Source organism: Caballeronia choica, from assembly GCF_001544535.1.
Lineage (GTDB): Bacteria > Pseudomonadota > Gammaproteobacteria > Burkholderiales > Burkholderiaceae > Caballeronia > Caballeronia choica.
In genome coordinates, this window is record NZ_FCON02000001.1 from 78,127 (window position 1) to 97,202 (window position 19,076).

12 protein-coding genes and 1 other RNA gene are annotated in these 19,076 nt (G+C 65.6%); 4 read left to right on the forward strand and 9 right to left on the reverse strand.

Annotation, left to right across the window (positions count from 1 at the left end):
- The 9 genes from AWB68_RS00350 to trxA all read right to left on the reverse strand — a co-directional run bounded on the left by AWB68_RS00350 (window position 1) and on the right by trxA (window position 14,795).
- Complete coding sequence (locus tag AWB68_RS00350) at window positions 1–5,913, reverse strand: alpha-2-macroglobulin family protein (protein ID WP_087642377.1); 5,913 nt, start codon at window positions 5,911–5,913, stop codon at window positions 1–3.
- A gap of 112 nt (window positions 5,914–6,025) precedes the next feature.
- The gene (locus AWB68_RS00355; RefSeq protein WP_087642511.1) at window positions 6,026–7,402 is read right to left on the reverse strand and encodes an MATE family efflux transporter; all 1,377 of its coding nucleotides are present in this window, start codon (window positions 7,400–7,402) and stop codon (window positions 6,026–6,028) included.
- A 25-nt stretch (window positions 7,403–7,427) separates the two neighbouring features.
- A complete protein-coding gene (locus AWB68_RS00360) occupies window positions 7,428–9,185 on the reverse strand; it encodes an ArnT family glycosyltransferase (RefSeq protein ID WP_087642378.1) in 1,758 nt (585 codons plus the stop codon).
- Between the two features lie 299 nt (window positions 9,186–9,484).
- Window positions 9,485–9,739 (reverse strand): type B 50S ribosomal protein L31, encoded by a 255-nt coding sequence (locus AWB68_RS00365; protein WP_087642379.1) that lies wholly within the window; start codon window positions 9,737–9,739, stop codon window positions 9,485–9,487.
- Between the two features lie 153 nt (window positions 9,740–9,892).
- Window positions 9,893–10,720: a M90 family metallopeptidase gene (locus AWB68_RS00370; RefSeq protein ID WP_087642380.1), complete on the reverse strand. Its 828-nt coding sequence runs from the start codon at window positions 10,718–10,720 to the stop codon at window positions 9,893–9,895.
- Window positions 10,721–10,723: 3 nt separating this feature from the next.
- Window positions 10,724–12,265 (reverse strand): MFS transporter, encoded by a 1,542-nt coding sequence (locus AWB68_RS00375; RefSeq protein WP_087642381.1) that lies wholly within the window; start codon window positions 12,263–12,265, stop codon window positions 10,724–10,726.
- Window positions 12,262–12,786 carry a MerR family transcriptional regulator gene (locus tag AWB68_RS00380; RefSeq protein ID WP_374729540.1) on the reverse strand — a complete coding sequence of 175 codons (525 nt, stop codon included), beginning with the start codon at window positions 12,784–12,786 and terminating at the stop codon, window positions 12,262–12,264. Before AWB68_RS00380 ends, AWB68_RS00375 begins: the two co-directional genes overlap by 4 nt.
- A gap of 146 nt (window positions 12,787–12,932) precedes the next feature.
- On the reverse strand, window positions 12,933–14,198 hold the full coding sequence (gene rho / locus AWB68_RS00385; RefSeq protein WP_087642383.1) for a transcription termination factor Rho: 1,266 nt from the start codon (window positions 14,196–14,198) through the stop codon (window positions 12,933–12,935).
- Window positions 14,199–14,468: 270 nt separating this feature from the next.
- Window positions 14,469–14,795 carry a thioredoxin TrxA gene (trxA, locus tag AWB68_RS00390; RefSeq protein ID WP_008349330.1) on the reverse strand — a complete coding sequence of 109 codons (327 nt, stop codon included), beginning with the start codon at window positions 14,793–14,795 and terminating at the stop codon, window positions 14,469–14,471.
- Window positions 14,796–15,148: 353 nt separating this feature from the next.
- Between trxA and ffs the strand changes: the two genes are divergently transcribed.
- The 4 genes from ffs to recR all read left to right on the forward strand — a co-directional run bounded on the left by ffs (window position 15,149) and on the right by recR (window position 19,062).
- An RNA gene (gene ffs / locus AWB68_RS00395) (signal recognition particle sRNA small type) lies at window positions 15,149–15,247 on the forward strand.
- A 161-nt stretch (window positions 15,248–15,408) separates the two neighbouring features.
- Window positions 15,409–17,961: a DNA polymerase III subunit gamma/tau gene (locus AWB68_RS00400; protein ID WP_087642384.1), complete on the forward strand. Its 2,553-nt coding sequence runs from the start codon at window positions 15,409–15,411 to the stop codon at window positions 17,959–17,961.
- A 134-nt stretch (window positions 17,962–18,095) separates the two neighbouring features.
- Complete coding sequence (locus AWB68_RS00405) at window positions 18,096–18,422, forward strand: YbaB/EbfC family nucleoid-associated protein (RefSeq protein WP_062636957.1); 327 nt, start codon at window positions 18,096–18,098, stop codon at window positions 18,420–18,422.
- Between the two features lie 43 nt (window positions 18,423–18,465).
- Window positions 18,466–19,062: a recombination mediator RecR gene (gene recR / locus AWB68_RS00410; RefSeq protein WP_087642385.1), complete on the forward strand. Its 597-nt coding sequence runs from the start codon at window positions 18,466–18,468 to the stop codon at window positions 19,060–19,062.
- Window positions 19,063–19,076 lie beyond the last annotated feature (14 nt).

Here is a 19,076-nt window from a genome sequence, read left to right on the forward strand (position 1 = left end):
TCACTTCGCGGCGAGCGGTTTCACGACGACGGGCGCATTCGGGACAGCGCCGAACGCGGAGGGCGCATAGAGCGCTTCGACGCGCGTCGGCGGCAGGCCGAACGTGCCGGCGTTGTTCAGCCGCACCGTGTATTCGACCTGCAGCTTGCCCTTCGGCAGATAGTCGTAATACGCGCGATAGCCATCGAAGCCGCGCTCGACGAACGCCGGCCACGCGCCTTGTGGACGTTGCTCGCCTGCGGTGGCGCTCTCCGAATCGCGGCCGAGTCCCGAGCCGAGAATCGTCGCGCCCGCCGGAATAGGATCGTTGACGACCACCCACGTCATGTCGCTTTGCGCATCGATGTCGAGCCGCACGCGCACGAGGTCGCCACGCGAGAGCGCGCCCTTGACGGCCGGATCGACGGGCGTCACGGTCTTCGTGATCCGATAGCCCGCCGCAAACGGTGCCTTCAGGGCGACCGCCGCCAGACTTTCGACCGTCGCCCACGGCTTGCCGCTGCCTTCCTGCGTCACGGTGAGCGCGCCGGACGACCACGGCAGCGTCGTGCTGGCGGGCGGCGTCAGCGTCTTCACGTCGGACCCCAGTTGAACCTTCGTCTGCCCGCTTACCGGCGTGCTTTCGAACACGCGCGAGAAGCGCTCGACGGCGAGCGTGCCCCAGAGGTTCGCGGTGGTCGTCTGCCATGCGCCGTTCTTCTGCAACGCCAGCAACCCGCCGACGAGACGCGGCATCTCGTCCTTCCAGCCCGGCGCATCGGCGAACAGCAGCGCGGTGCGCGCGGCGTTCGATTCCGTGCCGGTCATGAGCCAGTAGAGATCGTCGTCGCGTTCGGTGGAAAAGGTGAGACGCGTGCCCTGATACGTGAGCCGCGCGCGCAGGATCTGCTCGACTTGCGCGCGCTTGTCGTCGCGGCCCGCGATGCCATCGACGCGCGAGAGGATCGCGTAGTAGTCGAGGAGCGCGGAGGTCGGCCACTGATCCGGCGCGATGGTGATCGACCCGACCATGCGCGGCGCCGCGAGGCCGAAACGCGACAACGCCTCGATCGCCGCGAGCTTGCGCAGGTCGAGATCCTGGCGCGGCGCCCAGACATTGCGCTGGATCTTCCCTTCGACGAAATTGACGAGTCCCGCCGCCAGCTTGCCGCGGATGTCGTCGGGGAGCGCGAAGCGGCGATCCGCCTTCGACGCCTCGTCCGACGCCGCGAGCAGATACGCCGAAAGCGTCGGGCTGCCGGTGGGCTTGTCGTCGTCGGCGGGCGGGAAATAGTTCGCCAGCCCGTCGCGGTCCAGGTACGACGGCATGCGCGCGATCACCGTCTGCCATTGCGCGGCATCGGCGAGACCGAGCGCGCGCGAGCTCTGCTGTTCGAGACAGCTATACGGATAGCGCTCGAACCAGCGGCGCACGCCGGGCAGGCCGTCGGCCAGCTTCGGCTGCAACGACACCGCGATGCCGCCGCGCACGACGCCATCGCTCGACGACGTGGCATCGGCGGGCGGCGCGACCGGCAGCGTGAGCGTGCCGTCGACCTGGGCGAGCGTCGACTGCTGAACCGTCACGGGAATCGCGGCCGTCACGCGCTGGGTCAGCTTGACGTTGTCGCTGGCCTTCGCGCCGCCTTGCTCGACCGCGCTCACATTCCATATCAACGCCGCCGATGAAGCCGCGCCGAGCGCATCGGGCGTGGTGACATTCCACGCGACTTCCTGCGACGAATCGGCGCCAAGTTCAATCGTCTGCGCGGGCAGGTCGAGCGTCGCCACATGCGGCGTCACGACGACCTGCATCTTGCGCGAGGTCGTATTGCGCAGCGTAAACTGCGCGCGGAACGCATCGCCGACCCGCACGAGCGGCGGCAGCCCGGAAATCAACTGCAAATCCTGCGTGCTGCGGATCGACGTGCTGCCGCTGCCGAACTTCCCCGCGCCGACCGTCGCGATTGCGACGATGCGAAAGCTCGTCAGCGCGTCGTTCAGCGGCACCTCGACGGATGCCTCGCCGTTCGCGTCGAGCGCGACGCGCGGGTTCCACAAGAGCAGCGTGTCGAACAGTTCGCGCGTCGCGCTGTGTCCGCCGCCGCCGCCCGCCGGCACCGCCTTGCGACCGAAATGCCGGCGCCCGATGATCTCCATTTGCGCCGTCGACGTCTCGACGCCATAGGCGCGCCGTTGCAGCATGGCGTCGAGCACGTCCCAGCTTCGGTTCGGCATCAGTTCGAGCAGCGCTTCATCGACGGCCGCGAGCGCGATCTGCGTGCCCGCCGGCGCGGGCTTGCCGCCGGGCAGCACCACGCGCACCTTCACATGCGCCTTCGCGCGCACGGCGTACGATTTCGCATCGGGCGTCACCGTGACGGCGAGCTTGTGCGCCGCCGTGCCGACCTTGATCTCGGCGAGCCCGTAGCGAAACGCGGGCTTTGACAAATCGACGAGCGGCGTCGGCGCCTCGTACTGGCGGCCTTCGTACCAGAACGCATGGGCCCATTCGAGCGGCGCCTTCCAGCCCCACGTGAAGAACGAGTACCACGGCACTTCGTGAATCCGCCCGCGCAGCGCAAGCACGGACACGTAGACATTCGGCCCCCACGAATCCTTCACGCGCAGTTCGACGGTCGGGTCCTTGCCGTTCAGTTCGACGACCCGCGTTTCCACGACGCCCTCACGCTCGACCGCCACGAGCGCGGTCGCGAAGCGGAACGGCATGCGCACCTGGAAGCGCGCCGTTTCTCCCGCTTCGTAGTGGGTTTTTTCGGGCAGCACGTCGATGCGGTCGGTGTTTTCTCCGCCGAACCACAGTTCGTCCTCGCGCGTGACCCACACCGACGTGGTTGCGTTGGCTTCGCGGCCGTCGCCGTCTTTCGCGACGGCGATCAGGTCGATGTTGCCCGCGTCCTTGAGGTTCGCTTCGCACGAGAAGAGGCCGTGGTCGTCGCTCTTGCCACTGCACAGCGTGCCGAGGTCGCGGGTTTCGGTGTGGTTGTCGTAGGCGTAGAAGCCGCCGACCATGCGCTTTCTCGAACTCGACATCAGCCGTGCGACGCCGCGAAGCTCGAGCGCCACGCCCGCGCGCGGCTTGCCCTGCAGATCGACGGCGAGCGCCTGCACCGGCACAGCGTTGCCGACCGATACCCATTGCCCCGCCTTGATGCCGGCCGCGACCGCGGCGGGCCAGAGCGTGGCATCGCCGCGAATCGTCTGGATCTCGCCGTTGGGGTCGGCGAAGGTCGCTTCGAGCGCGAGGCGCTTCGGTGCGTCGACGGCCGGCAGCGACTTCAGCGCGAGCGTGCCCGCGCCGTTGCGATCGAGCGTGACGGGCAGCTTGTCGGCGACGAGTTTCGCCGTCGAGGTCTCTTCCTGCGCGTTCTCTTCATCGTCGGTGGAAGCGCTCGCGCCGTTGTCGGCGGGCTTGCGGTACGGCGCGAAGCTGAATCCCTCGTACTGCGACGCGAACGCGGGCGACGTGTCCTTGAGCAGCGCCGATACCTGCACCGGCAGGTTCGACGCCGGCCCGCCCGCCACATATTCGATCTGCACCGCGAGCGGCGCTTCCTTTGCCGCGACGAGCGCGCCGGTCTTCTGGTCGCGCACGGCGATGGAGCCCTTGAAGACCGGCAGGCGAAACTCCTCGACGCGGAAGCTGCCGGTGTAGGTCGTCGAACCGGCCGAGCCTTCGTCGTCGCCGGACGCGGAGCCGTCATCGAGCGACACGCTGTATTCACCGAGCTTCGCCGCGGCCGGCACCGGGAACGTGGAATCGGCGCTATGATCGGCGGCCCAGGTCAGCGGCAAGTGATAGGTCTGCCCGCTGCCCTCGTGCCGGATCGTCACCCGCGACGGATAGCGCTCGGGAAACCTGAAGCCATCGAGCGTCTCGACCCGCATCAGGTGCTTCATCGACACCGTCTCGCCCGCGCGCACGAGCGTCCGGTCGAAGACGGTATGCGCGCGCGTCGTCTGGTCGAGGCTCATGTCGGTCGGCACGTTGAAGCGCCACGACTCGATGCCGCGATTCCAGTCCGAGCGCACGAATGCCATGTCGGGGCCGGTGGCGGGATCGTTCACGCGCGCCGATACGAAGAAGCCGTCGTAGCTGAAGCTGTTTTCATCGCAGGGACGCAAGGGCGCGAGCGGCTTGCTGATCGTGACGAGCCCGCTCGCGTCGGTCTTGCCGACCGCCAGTTGATCGCCGTTGCAGTCGGTCACGCGCACTTGCGCGCTGGGCACGGGCTTGCCGCTGTCGAGCGCGGTCACCCACACGACGCTGTTCTCGCGGCCCTGCTTGAAGTGCACGCCAAGGTTCGTGACCAGCACCGACGTGCGCACATACATGGACTGCGGCTTGCCGAGCAGCGAACTTCCGAGCGCCGGCGACGCCAGTTCGACGACATAGAAGCCCGGCTTGGCGAGCGGAATGCCGACGACTTCGAACGGCCTCAGTGACTTCGGGTCGGCGGCCGGCAGGCTCAGCGCCTCGACGCCGGCTTGCCCCGCGAGCAAGGACAGCGAGCGCACGTCGATCTGCGGGTCGTCGGCGCTGCTGTTCGGCGCATACACCGGCGCGGTGCCGTTTGCGAGCGCCTGCGGCATTTGCTTTTCGATGTCGGAGCGCGCCATCGACGTGCCGTCGAAACGATCGACGGTGCGCATCCAGCGGCGGATGTCCTCGTCGGCATCGACCTTCAGCTTCGTCACGCGCGACGTGCCCGAGTTGAGCCCCTGCACATGCAGGTCGGCCTCGACGTGGCGCAGCGTGACGGGCAGCATCGCGGGCATGTTCGGCTCGGCGAAGCGCTCGATGATGCCGAACGTCGACGACGAAAACTTCGCGAGCGGCGGCATCGGCGCGGTCGGGGTCTTGAGCGGGAAGAGGTCGGCGTTCGCGAGCTTGCGGCCGCTCGAGTCCTTCAGGTTCGCGGGCAATTCGATCGATAACGCCGCGTGTTCGGGCAGCGGCGCCGCGAACTCGATGGCGTCGACTTCGGCGCTCTTGTCGTTGCTGTCGAAATGAGGCGCGACTTGGCCCGCGGGACCGCGCAGCACGATCTTCGCGGCCTCCGCGCGATCGATCGGCGCGGAAAAGCGCAGCCGCAGCGGACGTAGCGGCGTGCAGGGCGCTTTCGCGTTCTCGCGCTCGCACGAAAAGCTCGCGGTGAAGGGCGCGCGCACGGTGAAGTCGAAGCGCTTTTCGACGTCGTTCGCGACGCCGCCCGGCCCCGCGACGCCCGCGCCGTACACGAGCTGCATCTTCGTCGCGGAAGGGAGCGTCTGCTGGCACGCGAGCGTGAGTACGCGATCGCTTTGCTTGTCGAGCCGGAAATGCTTGAGGAGGGCGGCGCGCGTGGCGGCGTCGGTCAGGCGCACCGGAATGCGGTTGCCGAGCCCGCTCGATTCGCACCAGACATTCGCGAGTACCGACGCATCGGTGGCCGGGCCGTTCAGGCGCAGCACGAACGCCTGGTCTTCCTCGATCTCGCCGCCATCCGGGATCACGCGGGTGACGAACGGGCCGCCCGTCTCGAAGGCGAAACTGCGTTTGCCGTTGAGCGCGACACCCGCGACGGACTTGAGGCCGTCGTTCAAGTCGACGGCGCATTTCACGCCGGGCGGAAGATCGTTCGCGAAATCGTAGGCCCAGGTTTTCGCATCGATCCAGCGCGCCGTGCCGGCAGCTTGCGTCGGGCCGCTGCAACTGACCTTCGCGGGCGCCTGCGCGCCCGGACTGCCGAACGCGATCATCGCCTCGTCGAACTTGACGACCACCTGCCGCACCTGCGCGACCTTGCCCTGCGGCGATACGCTCACGGCGCGCGCGGCGTCGGCGCGATGCATCGCGCTGCCGAAGACGACGGCGGCAAGAACGGCCGTCGCGACCAGAATCCATTGTTGTTTTGCTTTGACGCGGCTCATTCGCGCTCGCTCCCGGATCGGCAGATTCGGCCGATTCTACCGGAGCGCTACACAATCCTTTCAGTCGGCGTGCATCGGACGACAGGTTGACGAGCACATATTGCGTTCGATGCTAACTCCGCACGCCAGCCGGTTTCCTCGTCACCGGGATATGGCGTGTGCTGACACGCCGCCAGTAAAGAAAGAGCCCAACGCCCGCGACGCCGAGGCTCGCCGTATTCGCGAACCAGAAGCCGCGCGCGCCCCGCAGCCAAAGCGGCACGGCGCCGCCCACGTTGAAGCCGAGCAGATAGCCGCCGCCGAGCCCGATGCCCCAGAGCGCCAGCGCGTAGATCACGGTCGGCACCAGCGTCACCTTGTAGGCGCGCAGGATGAAGGCGGTCGAGATCTGGAGCGCGTCGAAGAGGTGATAGAACACGATGATCAGCACGAGCGGCATCGCCGCCGCGATCACGGCATCGTTCGGCGTGTAGGCCGCGATGATGTGCGGCCTGAGCACGAGCACGAGCGTCCCGTAGACGCACGCGATCAGCGTCGCGAGCGCGATGCCGTGCCGCGAGAGCGAGGCGGCCGCATCGAACCGTTGCGCCCCGAGCGCCTGCGAAACGAGCGTCGACGAAGCGATGCCGATCGAGAGCGGCGTCATGTAGAGCACGGCCCCGAGATTGCCGGCGATCTGGTGACCGGCGAGCGTCGTCGTGCCGAAGCGCGAGATGAAGAGCGCCATGAACGTGTATGACGTCACTTCGATCAGGTAGGACAGCCCCATCGGAATGCCGAGCTTGAGGAGAGCCGCCTGACGCTTCCACACCGGCCAGCAGAAATGCGAAAAGATCGCGAACGGACGGAAGAACTCGAACTTGACGAGCACCGTCATGCCGACCACGGCGAGCATCCCGTTGATGAGCGTGCTCGCGAGAGCGCAGCCCGGGCCGCCGAGCGCCGGTACGCCGAGGCCGCCGAAGATGAACCAGGTATTGAGGGGCACCTTGACGATCAAAGCGCCCACTTGCAGGAACATCACGAGCCGCGGCTTGCCGACCGCGTTCGCAAGCGAACCGTAGACGCGAAAGACGAGGCTCGCCGGCAGCCCGAACGACACGATCCGCAGATACTGGACCGTGCGCTCGTGCAACGCGGGCGGGGCGTCGGCGAGACCGAGCAGCGGCTCGGGGAAATAGAGCAGCACGAAGCCGATGACGGCGAGCACCGCCGCGAGCCAGAGCGCCTGGCGCACTTCCTCGCCGATCTCCTTCTCGCGCGCCGCGCCGAACAACTGGCCGGCGATCGGCTGCAGCGCGACCAGGATGCCGGTCAGTCCGATATAGATCGAGATATATACCGACGACCCGAGCCCGAGCGCCGCGAGATCGGTGGCCGAGAAGCGGCCGACCATCGCGGTGTCGATCACGCCGAAGGCAATGATCGCCAGTTGGCCGATCAGCACCGGCCACGCAAGCGACGCGATCTTGCGAACGTCGGCGAGAATTACATGAAACGCCGGCTGCATCGCGTCAAGGCTGGCGCAGCGTCTTCGGGCGCGGCTTCTTCACGGGCGGAACCGGGCGCTCGAGACGCACATAGAGCCGGAAGCGCTCGTCGCGGTCGGCGACGCGCCGGCCTTCCCAGACGAGCTTCCACACGAACGCCGACAGCGTCGACGGCTCGCCGTAATCCGAGCGATCCTGGCGCAACAACACGTCGCAGTCTTCGTCGAAGGAGAAGTGCATGCCGCCGAAGTAAGCGAACGTCGCGATCTGCGCGTCGCCGAGGCGCACCGGCGAGATGCAGCTGTAGTCGGGCGGCAGATGGTCGGCGATCTGCTCGGCGACGTCGCGATAGGTCCGGCTGTAGTTCACGACCGGCAGCCACAGCGTCATGAGCAGCACCCACATCAGCGTGGTGCCGGCGCTCGACAGCACGACGCTGCGCCACAGCACCTTCGGATGACGAGCGAGGCGCCAGCGCGCAAGCAGGAACCAGCAGAGCGTGACCGCCACCGCGCAGACGAACGACAGGACCTTGAACTCGGGGTGAAAGCCCGGCGCGAGCCGTGCGAGATTGCGCGCGAGCGGCGCGGGAAAGCCGATCATGCCGGCCGTCCAGACGAGCCACACGAAGGTGCCGAGGATCGTGAAGCTCAGCATCGCGAACCAGTCGATCGCGTTGATCGCGCCGCGCTTCAGGGTCGGCAGCGCGAAGGTCGCGAGCACCGACAGCGGCGGCAACAGCAGCATGAAGAGGCGGTTCGTCTCGTGGCTTTGCAGGACGACGAGCACGAGCAGCGGCCCGATGACCGACAGCGGCACCGCGACGTGCGGCGAACGGCGCTGTCCGCCCCAGCTCACGAACGTCCAGATCGCGAGCGGCCAGGCAGGCCACGTGAAGAGCGGCAGGTTCTTCATCGCGTAGCCGAGCACTTCGGTGGGCGGCCCGGTGAACGTGTGGAAACTGTTGCGCCACCACTGGCGCAGCCACCATTCGCCGTCGTCGGGATAGAAGTGCAGCGTCGGCAGCACCCACGCGGCAATCAGCGCGACAGCGACCGGCAGCCCCATGATCACGAGCGGCAACGGCCGCACCTGTCGCACGATGATCGTCATCGCCAGCGTGGAGAGGAGGAGCGCGAAGACCAGCACCGGACTGCTCGACAAGCCGACCACGCCGATTGCCGCGCCCCAGGTCAGCGCGCCCTGGACCGGCTTGTCGATGCTGCGCACGAGGCCGTACACGAGCATCGCGCTGCCCGCGAACTGCGCGAGTTGCGGCGTAGTTTCGTGGCCGCGCTCGGCGAGCCCGAAGCAAGCGAGGAGAATCAAGAGCGCGCCGTCGGCGAGCGTGCGGCCGTAGTCGCGCGGTTCCGGCTCGCCGCCGAATGCGTATTTGAACGGCTGCGCTTCGTCGCGCCGGCCGAGCAGGTAGGCGGTGTACCAGACGAAGGCGCACGCGAGGCAAAAGAGCAGGCCGGTCACGACGCGCGACGCATTGCTCGCATCGACCCACGGACTCAGCAGGCGAATCGAGGTCGCGCCGAGCCAGTACATCAGCGGGCCGTCGCCGGTGAGCGCCTTGCCGACGAGATTCGGCAGCAGCCAGTCCTTCGCGTCGCCGTTGGCCATCGTCCACATCACGCCGAAGCCCGCCGCGTCTTCGTTCTTCCACGGGTCGCGGCCGAACAGCCCGAACGACGCATAGACGATACAGATGGCGAGCAGGAGCCAGCGCGGCAGGGCGCTGGTGGCGGAAGCGGTCAGGCGGACGACAGATCGCATGCGAAAAGGAGCTGAGGGTGGAGAGGCGGATCGATCGACTTCGAGGCAGCGCGCGCGGCGCGGGTATTGCCGCTATTGCGGGAAGCCAAGGGCCGCGCGTGAACATGCGGCATTGTAGACGCGAGCCGCAGCGCACGTCACAGGCGAGGCGCAACCGATGTAACCAGCCGCAACATCGCTTCACGGTTGCGACGAAAGCAGCAGGTGGCGCCCAAAGTGAGCGGCGACAAAAAAGGGCAGCTTTCGCTGCCCTTTTTTGCCGGATCGGCGTCTCGCGCCAACCGTGAAACGCTGCCGTCTTACTTCTTCGACGAGAACGCTGCGAACTTCTTGTTGAACTTCTCGACGCGGCCGGCCGTGTCCATGATCTTTTGCTGGCCGGTGTAGAACGGATGCGATTCCGACGACACTTCGATCTTCGCGAGCGGGTAGGTCTTGCCTTCGAACTCGGCGGTTTCGCGCGTGTTGATGGTGGAACGCGTCACGAACTTGAAGTCGTTCGACATGTCGACGAACAGGACTTCGCGGTAATTCGGGTGAATGCCTTCTTTCATGGTCTTTCCTGGTATCTGGCGGTAGCCAACCTGCTCGTTGCGTCCGGACGATTCAGACGCGGTCTTGAGCGAGTCACTTGCCTAGGGTCGAAAAACGGCGATTATGCCAGAAAATCAGTCGTTTGGCATGTTTTCGGGCGGTTCATTATGCGCTCAGGCGTCCAGCGCGCCGACGCCAGCCGGGTCCTGCCGGTAATAGCGCGCGAGCAGCCGGTACAGTTCGGGGTATGCCGCCTCGAACGCGTGCGGCGTGACGAAAAGCGCCTCGCTGCACACGGCGAAAAACTCCGACGGATGGTCGGCCGCGTACGGGTCGATCAACGAATCGCGCTCGAAGCGGCTCCAGCGGCGTGCCGGCACCGCGTCCACCTGCGCGCAGAAATGGTCGTAGGCGTGGTCGAAGACGTCGGACCATGCGTTTGCATCGAGCGGCGCGTGCCAGCGGCGAAAGAGCGGCGGATGGCCGTCCGCCTCGCCGTTCACCATGTCGATCTTGTGCGCGAACTCGTGGATCACCACGTTGTAGGCGTCCGTTTCGTCCGTCATCTGCGCGTCTTCCCACGACAGCACGACCGGCCCGCCTTCCCACGCCTCGCCGCTCGCGTCGTGCTCGACCTCGTGGACGACGCCCGTTTCATCCTCCACCGTTTTGCGGATCACGAACTCGCCCGGATAGACGATCACGCCGACCCAGCCGCGATACAGGTCGAGGCTCAGGTTCAGCACCGGCAGGCACGCCTGCGCGGCGATCGAGACGATCATCGTGTCGGTGAGCTGCAGATCGTGCGCGGTCGAAAATTCTTTCTGCGCGATGAAGAGGCTCGCGTCTTCGCGCAGACGGGTGAGATCGGCCGGCGCGAGATGGCCGAAGAACGGCAGCGCGTCGAGCGTGCTTTGCCAGAGGGCGTCGTCGATCGCATATTTGCGCAGCGCCCGCTCGCGGCGCTGGGCGCCGAACCATCGGGAGAAAGGATTGGGCATCGTTCAGTCGATCTGTTTTTGCCAGCACGCGAAAATGCCCCCGACGAGCGCCACGCCCATCAGGAAGTAGAAGCCGTCCAGCGACGCCAGGAAGTCCGCCTGCTGCGCGACCATCCGGCTGACGCCGACGATCGCGAGCGAATGCGCCTCGGCGGCGCTGCGGCCGGCTGCGGCAAAACCATTCGCGAGCGCTTCGATCGTGCGCTGGAACACAGGATTGTACGGATTTGCCCACTCGGCGAGTCGCAACTGATGCAGCGCCTGCCGATGCTGCTCGACGATGATCACCGACGCCGTGGCGAACGATATCGTCACTTGCCGCACGATGTTCTTCAGGCGATAACCGTGCGTGAATTCCTCGATGGCGAAGATGCGGAACGTCAGGTTGGCGACCGGCAGCACGATGAAAAGCAGCAGGAGGCCGCGCAGGAGCATCGGCAGGATCAGCGCCGACTGTCCGACGGCCGGCGACATGCGCGTCATCATCCACGCGACGAGCGCCGCGATGGCGAACCCCGGCACGATGATCCACTTCTTGCGCGGCAGGAGCTTCGCGTAGCGGAAATAGGCGAAAAGCGCGGTGCCCGAGATCAGCGAGCACACGCCGACAAGCCGTCCGGCATTCTCGACGGGATAGCTCAAGCCCTGTTCGAGGAAGCGCGAGATCAGATAGCTGAAACCAGTCGACTCATAGTAATAGAACATGTAGAGCAGCAGTCCGACCTGGAACGTGCGCTCGCGCAGCGCGTGCAGGCGAACGAGCGGCGCGGGATGATGCCACTGGTGCCAGACGAACCAGGCCAGCGCCCCGATGCCGGCAACGGTCAGCAGGATTAGCAGCGGGGATGTCGTGAAAAGCTGGAAGCGGACCTGCTGCATCACGATTTGCAGCGCGCCCTGCGCGAACGCGAACAGCAGATACGGCCAGAAATTCGATTCTCCGCGCGTTTCGCGCACCACGTTGCCGGAGTCGGGCAGCACGAAGAACGCAAACACGGCGAAGGCGACACCGGCCGGCGCGGTGCAGAAGAAGATCGCGCGCCAGTCGAAGTGGGCGATGAGGAAGCCGCCGGCGAGCGGCGCCAATGCGCTGCTCAGGATGATCATCGCGAGAAACGAGCGCAGCGCGCTCGCGCGCTGCTGCGGCGCGAAGCTGCTCTGAATCAGGATGCGGCAGGCGCCCATCATCGGCCCGATGAAATAGCCCTGGAAACCGCGCGTGAACATCAGCTGCCACGACGAGTCGCTAAGCGCCGACATCGCGGCGCCCGCCGCGTAGAGCAACAGGCACCCGGCGATATAGCGCCGATGGCCGAGCCGTTCGACCCACCATTGTTGCTGGAGGATGCCGAGGACGGCCGCGACCGCATAGGCGCTCGACGACCAGACGAGCTCATCCGGCGACGCATTGACGCCGCCCGCGATATAGCTCGCGAAGAAGGAGAAGATGGCGTTGTCGAAGTAGTCGAGGCCGGTCGCGAGCGCGAGCACCCAGGGGAACAAATCGCCGCGCAGCCGGACGGCGGACACTGCCGGCGAACTCATGCGCCGCCGCTTCGCGTGCGCTTGGTTTTCGACGCCGCGGACGCTGTGGACGCCACGCGGGCATGTTTGCGCTGCGCGAGGAGTTCGTCGGCGGGCGTTCCGGCGAGCCGCGCCTCGACATAATCGAGGTCGTGCCGCAGTTCGGCGCGAACGGTCTGCGCTTCCTTCAATTCGCGACGTACGCTTTCGATGCGGGCCTCGAGCGCGTCGAGTTGCTGTTGCAGCCCGCTGCGGATTTCGTCGAGCGATTCGCTGGAGTAGCGTTTGCCGCCGGCGTCGGTCGATTCGAGCGGGCGCTTCAGCATCTCGACGATGCCGTGCAGCGAAAAACCGAGCGATCGCAGGCGCAGGATGCGACCGAATCGCTCGAGATCGCTTTCGTCGTACAAGCGGTAGCGGCCCTCGCTCCGGCTCGGCGTGACGAGGCCGCGTTCTTCGTAATACTTCAGCGTGCGCGGCGTGACGCCGAGGCGCTCGGCGGCGTCACGTACGGTCAGGAGCGGAGTGGATTCATCGGACATGCCCGGCATTATAAATCAACATGAACGTGAACGTATATGTTCAGCCTGTCGATGACAGCCAGGGCAGGCGAAAAAAAACCGCCCGGCGAAGCGGGCGGTTTCTTGTGCGGCACGAAATGGCACGAATGGCACAGGCGCGGCGTGAATCAGCTTCCGCCGCGGCGCATCAGGTCGAAGAACTCGGAATTGCTCTTCGTCTGACGGATCTTGTCGAGCAGGAATTCCATCGCTTCGACTTCGTCCATGTCGTGGATGAACTTGCGCAGCACCCAGACTTTTTGCAGCAGGTCCGGCTTGATCAGCAGTTCCTCGCGGCGCGTGCCCGACTTGTTCAGGTTGATCGACGGATAGACGCGCTTCTCGGCAAGACGGCGCTCCAGGTGCACTTCCATGTTGCCGGTGCCCTTGAACTCTTCGTAGATGACGTCGTCCATGCGGCTGCCGGTTTCGATCAGCGCCGTGCCGATGATGGTGAGCGAGCCGCCTTCCTCGATATTGCGAGCCGCGCCGAAGAAACGCTTCGGACGCTGCAGCGCGTTTGCATCGACACCGCCCGTCAGCACCTTGCCCGACGCCGGCACGACCGTGTTGTAGGCGCGCGCGAGACGCGTGATGGAGTCGAGCAGGATCACGACGTCGTGCTTCATTTCGACCAGGCGCTTCGCCTTCTCGATCACCATTTCCGCGACCTGAACGTGGCGCGCGGCGGGTTCGTCGAAGGTGGAGGCGATCACTTCGCCGACCACCGAACGCTGCATCTCGGTCACTTCTTCAGGACGTTCGTCGATCAGCAGCACGAACAGCACGACATCCGGATGGTTCGACTTGATGGCATGCGCGATGTGCTGCAGCATCACCGTCTTGCCCGATTTCGGCGAAGCGACGAGCAGGCCGCGCTGGCCCTTGCCGATCGGCGAGATCATGTCGATGATCCGGCCTGTCACGTTTTCCTCGCCGCGCATTTCGCGCTCGAGCGGCAACGGCTTGTTCGGATGCAACGGCGTGAGGTTCTCGAACATGATCTTGTGTTTCGAGGCCTCGGGCGGCTGCCCGTTGACCTTGTCCACCTTGACCAGCGCGAAATAGCGCTCGCCGTCTTTCGGCGTGCGCACTTCACCTTCGATCGTGTCGCCGGTATGCAGATTGAAACGGCGAATCTGCGACGGGCTGATATAAATATCGTCCGTACTCGCGAGATACGAGGTCTCGGGCGAGCGCAGGAAGCCGAAGCCGTCGGGAAGGACTTCCAGCGTGCCGTCGCCGAAGATCGTGTCGCCCGTCTTGGCGCGCCTCTTGAGAATCGCAAACATCAATTCCTGCTTGCGCAGGCGATTTGCGTTTTCGATCTCGAGGCCATTGGCCATTTCGATCAGTGCTGACACGTGCTGAGACTTGAGCTCGGATAAATGCATACGGATTTCCCGCCAGGGAGAGAGGTGCGACAGAAAGATTTGGGAGAAGAGGTGAGCGGAACCGCTCTAGGACTTATACGTCTTTGAAGTCTTGTGATTCTAGCATAGCACACGCCGGACGAGCCCCGGGTGGCGCGGCGTTGCGGGCCGGGCGCGCATGTTGTCGCTTCACAACATGGGCCACGCGCTGCGGGTCATGTTCGTTGCGAAGGGAAGAGTGCCTTTGCGGCACGCTTCCCTTGTGTCCGGCATCGGGTACAGCGTGGGGTGTTACAGGTTGCTGTCGAGGAATGCGGTGAGTTGCGACTTCGACAGTGCGCCGACCTTCTGCGCGGCCACTGCACCGTTCTTGAACAGGATCAGCGTGGGGATGCCGCGCACGCCGAACTTGACCGGCGTCGATTGATGCTCGTCGACGTTGATCTTCGCGATCTGCAGGCGATCGCCATAATCCTTCGCGACTTCATCGAGGATCGGGGCAATCATCTTGCACGGGCCGCACCACTCTGCCCAGAAGTCGAGCAGCACTGGTTTATCCGACTTGACGACGTCCTGTTCGAACGATGCGTCGCTGATATGCTTGATTGATTCGCTCATTGTCTGAATACCTCTATCGATTCGAGGCCCGCGTTTGAATGCTCGCCACGATACATCAAAACAAGAAAAGTTCTTCGTTGCGCTGCGGGTGAAACCGCTCGCGTACCGTACGCGCACAGCCATTGCCGGCCGGGCCGCGAACGTGCCGGAGCACGTCGGTTACGGGTGATTCAAATGTCATCTTAGCCTACTTTGCTATCCGTTGCCCGGAGCCGATAGGCCGCATTTGCGGGCGGAAACGCAAAGCGCAAGAGGCGGTTGCAGTGGCTATCGAGCGTGCCTGTCACGACCTTGCGGGCGCGCGTTCGAAGCAGCAGGTGCGTTAAGCCGAGCCCGATGATACAATCCGCCGTGACGGGCCTCCTCGCATGGCGGCGCGGTCAACCTGGTCAGGTCGGGAACGAAGCAGCCACAGCCGTTTTCCGCCAGTGCCGAGGGTCGGGCTCGTCACCTTCCGCTTTTTTCTGTTTGTTTCTGCTTTTTTCTGTTGTCTCCCCTTCGTTTTGTTCATGCCGCGAGCGCTTTGCGCGCCTCCGTCCGCACGTCCGCGCTACCCGTCCGAAACGCCTTTCCCGCTGCCTTTGCCCGATGAGGTTGCTGATACAATTTCGGCATGACCTATCAAGTTCTCGCACGCAAATGGCGGCCGAAATCCTTCGCGACGCTCATCGGCCAGGAGCACGTCGTTCGTGCGCTCACGCACGCACTCGACGGCGGCCGCCTGCATCACGCCTACCTGTTCACGGGCACGCGCGGCGTCGGCAAGACGACGCTCTCGCGCATCTTCGCGAAGGCGCTCAACTGCGAAACGGGCGTGACCTCCACGCCGTGCGGCGTGTGCCGCGCGTGCCGGGAGATCGATGAAGGGCGCTTCGTCGATTATGTCGAGATGGATGCGGCGAGCAATCGCGGCGTCGACGAGATGGCGGCGCTGCTGGAACGCGCGGTGTACGCGCCGGTCGATGCGCGCTTCAAGGTCTATATGATCGACGAAGTGCACATGCTCACGAACCACGCGTTCAACGCGATGCTCAAGACGCTCGAAGAGCCGCCGTCGCACGTCAAGTTCATCCTCGCCACCACCGATCCGCAGAAGATTCCGGTCACCGTGCTGTCGCGCTGTCTGCAGTTCAATCTGAAGCAGATGCCGGCGGGGCACATCGTCTCGCATCTGGAGAACATTCTCGGCGAGGAGAAGATTCCGTTCGAGTCGCAGGCGCTGCGGCTCCTATCGCGTGCCGCGGATGGCAGCATGCGCGACGCGCTCTCGCTCACCGATCAGGCGATCGCCTATTCGGCCAACCAGGTCACCGAGGAAGCCGTGCGCGGCATGCTCGGCGCGCTCGATCAGAGCTATTTGATTCGCCTGCTCGAAGCGCTGGCGGCGGGCGATGGCGAAGGCGTGCTCTCCGTCGCCGATGAAATGGCGTTGCGCAGCCTGTCGTTCTCGACCGCGTTGCAGGATCTCGCGGGGTTGTTGCACCGGATCGCATGGGCGCAGTTCGCGCCGGCTTCGGTGCTCGACGAGTGGCCCGAAGCGGAGGACGTCCGGCGGTTCGCCGACACGCTCTCCGCCGAGCAGGTCCAGTTGTTCTATCAGATCGCGACGGTGGGTCGGAGCGAGTTGGGCCTCGCACCTGACGAATACGCTGGCTTCACGATGACGCTGTTGCGCATGCTCGCGTTCGAGCCTGCCGGCGGGCCGGGTGGCGGCGGTGGCGTCGTGGTGAATGCGCCATCGGGCGCTGGTGCGGCGCGCAAAACGGCGGCTCCGGTTGCAACGGCGTCGAGCGCGGGTGTTGCTCGTGCGGCATCATCCGGGAAGCTCGTGGCTCAGGCGGCGCAAGCTTCCGGCATGAACGAACCGGTGACTGTCGAACGGGCGGTTGTTGCGTTCGCCGCGACTGAACCGGACTCCAAAGCCGTCTCATCGACGCGGCCCGAGGCACCTCCATCCGACGATCATGCCGCCGCGCCGCGCTCGCAGAATCGCGCGAAACCCGATGAACCTCTGCAAGCACAGGCGACCCGGAACCCGGCGGCCTCGGACGAATCCGGTAACTCGGACGATACGAAGCTGGCCACCTCTGGCGAAGCAGCAGCGTCCGATCGGTCGGCGTGGGATGAGGATGTCGAGTCCGTTGAATCCGCGCGCGAGCAGGCTGCCACCGGCGCTTTCCCATCCGATGCAGAAGCTTCGCGCTCGCCGGCTAGGGACGCAGCCGCCCCGGAGGCTGTCGCAAGCGACTCAGCCGCGCAACCTGCCGCACCAATTGCCGCCGCTGTCCAGCAAGCCGCCACCGAAGCCGCGACCGTAGCCGACAAGCCGCGCGCCGTGAGCGGCGCAAGCGCCGCGCTCGACGTCCTTCGCAGCGCCGGCATGCGCGTGACGTCGGATCGGGGTGCGCGTGCAGCGCCGGCCGCACCGAAGCCCGTCGCGCCGAAGGCGCCGCCGCCAGCGGTTCAGGTGCCGGTGCCGCGCCGCGTTGCCCCGCAAGCCCCAGCCGCCTCCGCAGTCGACCCTGCTTCCGAGCCAAAGCGAAGCGCCAACGCACCGGTGCCGCCGTGGGAAGACATGCCGCCGGACGACTACCTGCCGGCCTCGGCGGAAGACGCCTATTTCATGCCGCCCGACGACGGCTTCGTCCCCGCGTTCGAAAGCGGCCCGGACGACCTGCGTTTCGGCGACACACAGTCCCCGTCCCCGGCTGCGGCCGCTCCGAAGGCCGACACCCGGCCGCTGCCACTCGCCGTGCCGCTCGATGCGATCGGCGTCGACGGCGACTGGCCGGCGCTTGCCGTCGACCTGCCGCTGAAGGGCATCGCCTACCAGCTCGCCTTCAATAGCGAGTTGACCGCTTGCGACGCGGCTTCGATCACGCTCAGCGTGCCCGTGCCGCAATACGCGGAAGCGTCGCAAGTCGCCAAGCTGAAAGCGGTGCTGGCCGACAAGCTCGGACGCCCGCTCGAAGTCAACGTCACGGTCGGTCCGGCGCGCCGCACGGCCGCGGCGCTCGACGCCGCCGCGCGCGCGAAGCGTCAGCAGGAGGCCGAGCAGGAAATCACGCGGGACCCGTTCGTGCAGTCGCTGATCCGCGACTTCGGCGCGAGCATCGTCCAGGGTTCGATCAAGCCGCTCGCAGCCGGTCCGGCGGCGGGCAACTGATTATTCGAACGACGCTCGCCAGAGGGCCCAAGCGTCGCGCGCACTACTTTTCGAAAGACGCGCTCGGACGTGCATTCCGCTACAGAGCGCGTTGGTCAATCATCCGCAATCCCGATCCAGACAAGGAGCACATCATGATGAAGAACCAACTCGCCGGGTTGATGAAGCAAGCCCAGCAGATGCAGGAAAACATGAAGAAGATGCAGGACCAGCTTGCGCTGATCGAAGTGGAAGGGCAGTCGGGCGCGGGGCTCGTGAAGGTCACGATGACCTGCAAGAACGACGTGCGGCGCGTCCAGATCGACCCGAGCCTGCTGGCCGACGACAAGGACATGCTGGAAGACCTCGTCGCCGCTGCTTTCAACGACGCCGTGCGCAAGGCCGAAGCGACCACGCAGGAAAAGATGAGCGGCATGACGGCCGGCATGCCGATGCCGCCGGGCTTCAAGATGCCGTTCTGATCGCTCGCATGAACGGCGGCGCGTTCCTCCACACCAGGAAAACATGAAACAACCTTCCGCGTTGTCGGCGCTCGTCGAAGCGCTGCGCGCGCTGCCGGGCGTCGGTCCGAAGTCGGCGCAGCGCATGGCCTATCACCTGATGCAGCACGATCGCGCGGGCGCGGAAAAGCTCGGGCGCTCGCTGATGTTCGCGACCGAGCACCTGAAGCACTGCGAGAAGTGCAACACGTTCACCGAGGCGACGATCTGCGAAGTGTGCAGCGATCCCGACCGCGATCCGGCGCTCCTGTGCGTCGTCGAGACACCCGCCGACCAGATCATGCTCGAACAGACGCTCACCTATCGCGGACTCTACTTCGTGTTGATGGGCCATCTGAGTCCGCTAGACGGCATCGGTCCGAAGGAGATCCACTTCGACCGGCTGATCGGCCGCGCGAACGATGGCATCGTGCAGGAAGTCGTCCTCGCGACGAACTTCACAAACGAGGGCGAAGCGACCGCCCACTATCTCGCGCAGACGCTCAAGTCGAAGGGCCTGAAGGTGACGCGGCTCGCTCGCGGCGTGCCGGTGGGCGGGGAACTCGAATACGTCGATGCCGGAACGATCGCGCGTGCGATGCTGGACCGGCGATCGGTATAGCAATGAAGCGGAGC

Excerpts from the sequence above, each read along its gene's own strand:
- AWB68_RS00365 (WP_087642379.1), bottom strand. The coding sequence starts at position 9,739 with ATGAAAGAAGGCATTCACCCGAATTACCGCGAAGTCCTGTTCGTCGAC.
- AWB68_RS00405 (WP_062636957.1), top strand. The coding sequence starts at position 18,096 with ATGATGAAGAACCAACTCGCCGGGTTGATGAAGCAAGCCCAGCAGATG.
- recR (WP_087642385.1), top strand. The coding sequence starts at position 18,466 with ATGAAACAACCTTCCGCGTTGTCGGCGCTCGTCGAAGCGCTGCGCGCG.
- AWB68_RS00380 (WP_374729540.1), bottom strand. The coding sequence starts at position 12,786 with ATGTCCGATGAATCCACTCCGCTCCTGACCGTACGTGACGCCGCCGAG.
- AWB68_RS00375 (WP_087642381.1), bottom strand. The coding sequence starts at position 12,265 with ATGAGTTCGCCGGCAGTGTCCGCCGTCCGGCTGCGCGGCGATTTGTTC.
- AWB68_RS00350 (WP_087642377.1), bottom strand. The coding sequence starts at position 5,913 with ATGAGCCGCGTCAAAGCAAAACAACAATGGATTCTGGTCGCGACGGCC.
- AWB68_RS00360 (WP_087642378.1), bottom strand. The coding sequence starts at position 9,185 with ATGCGATCTGTCGTCCGCCTGACCGCTTCCGCCACCAGCGCCCTGCCG.
- rho (WP_087642383.1), bottom strand. The coding sequence starts at position 14,198 with ATGCATTTATCCGAGCTCAAGTCTCAGCACGTGTCAGCACTGATCGAA.
- AWB68_RS00400 (WP_087642384.1), top strand. The coding sequence starts at position 15,409 with ATGACCTATCAAGTTCTCGCACGCAAATGGCGGCCGAAATCCTTCGCG.
- trxA (WP_008349330.1), bottom strand. The coding sequence starts at position 14,795 with ATGAGCGAATCAATCAAGCATATCAGCGACGCATCGTTCGAACAGGAC.
- AWB68_RS00370 (WP_087642380.1), bottom strand. The coding sequence starts at position 10,720 with ATGCCCAATCCTTTCTCCCGATGGTTCGGCGCCCAGCGCCGCGAGCGG.